The following is a 1,148-nucleotide window of genomic DNA, read 5'->3' on the forward strand; positions in this document are numbered from 1 at the left end:
AGAAGACGGCGCAGGCAGAACCGCATGCGCATGGCGACTATGTGATCTATGCGACCCCGATCAAGGAAGGTGGCCAGTTCCGCCTGGCTGGCCGTATTGAAAAAAAGGCCGGTGACGAGGTGCTGGTGCATGAATTCGTGCGGGCCGACGTCTTCACCAGCCTCGATGATGCGGTGGAGTTCACCATCCGCAAGGCGAAGCTGATTATCGATCAGAACGGCTCATCTCTCTTCCCGGGAAAATGATGACGGCTGCATTGAGTGCCTGAACGCTACGGCCTTCAGGGACGGGCAGCATTTCTGTGCTTTGTTATCTGAATCAGTTGCGTGGCCTACGTGGCAAAGAATAACGGCCGGGACAGGGTCCACGGCCGTTACGGTACGGAGCTCGGTCAATACCCGGCGGTCATGCCGGGATTGCCTTTGAATGAATGCCTCAGGCGGCCTGTGCCAGTTCTTCCACCTTGGCTTCGGCAGCCGCTACAGCCTTTTCGACTGCTTCGGGGCCGAAAGCCAGACCCTCGACGTAGATCACTTCCACATCGGTCATGCCCATGAAGCCGAGAACGGTCTTCAGATAGGGAACGGCATGGTTCATCGAAACGGCCGGGCCTTCGGAGTAAACGCCGGCAGCCGCCAGGACGATGTACACCTTCTTGCCAGTGGCGAGACCGACCGGGCCGGTTTCGGTGTATTTGAAGGTCTGGCCAGCGCGGGCGACGTTGTCGATCCACGACTTCAGGCCGGAATAGATGTTGAAGTTGATGAGGCCGGTGCCGATGACGACGGTGTCGGCGGCCAGAAGCTCTGCAACGAGCTTGTCGGAATAATCGGCTGCAACCGCTTCTTCAGCCGTGCGCTGATCGGGTGCCTTGCGGATTGCGGCTGTCTTGACGGTGTCGAGATGCGGGATCGGGTCAGCTGCGAGATCGCGGTGGACAAGGGTGTTGGAAGCCGACTTGGCCTTCAGCTTGCTGGCGAGCTCACCGGCGAACTTGTTCGAAACCGATTCGTCGCCGCGCGGGCTGGAGGTGATGAGAAGAATGTTGGACATGGTCTTTTCCTTGCATATGCGATGAATTGACGGGCGCCTTGGGAGGGCGGGAGAGCACGATGCCCTGCCTTTGCGCTCTATATGAAAAATTACTG

Annotated in this window: 2 protein-coding genes; one reads left to right on the plus strand and one right to left on the minus strand. The window is 58.5% G+C overall.

What is annotated here, in order from left to right; genetic code table 11:
• Positions 1-245 (plus strand): HlyU family transcriptional regulator (locus DOU54_RS12825; protein ID WP_113731342.1); only part of this gene is annotated, 245 nt, incomplete at its 5' end.
• 190 nt (positions 246-435) lie between these two features.
• Here the strand turns inward: DOU54_RS12825 and DOU54_RS12830 are convergent.
• A complete protein-coding gene (locus DOU54_RS12830) occupies positions 436-1,053 on the minus strand; it encodes an FMN-dependent NADH-azoreductase (protein ID WP_006697949.1) in 618 nt (205 codons plus the stop codon).
• Between the last annotated feature and the right edge of the window lie 95 nt (positions 1,054-1,148).

It is taken from the genome of Agrobacterium sp. MS2, assembly GCF_003261015.1.
GTDB classification, from domain to species: Bacteria; Pseudomonadota; Alphaproteobacteria; order Rhizobiales; family Rhizobiaceae; genus Agrobacterium; species Agrobacterium pusense.

Excerpts from the sequence above, each read along its gene's own strand:
- DOU54_RS12830 (WP_006697949.1), bottom strand. The coding sequence starts at position 1,053 with ATGTCCAACATTCTTCTCATCACCTCCAGCCCGCGCGGCGACGAATCG.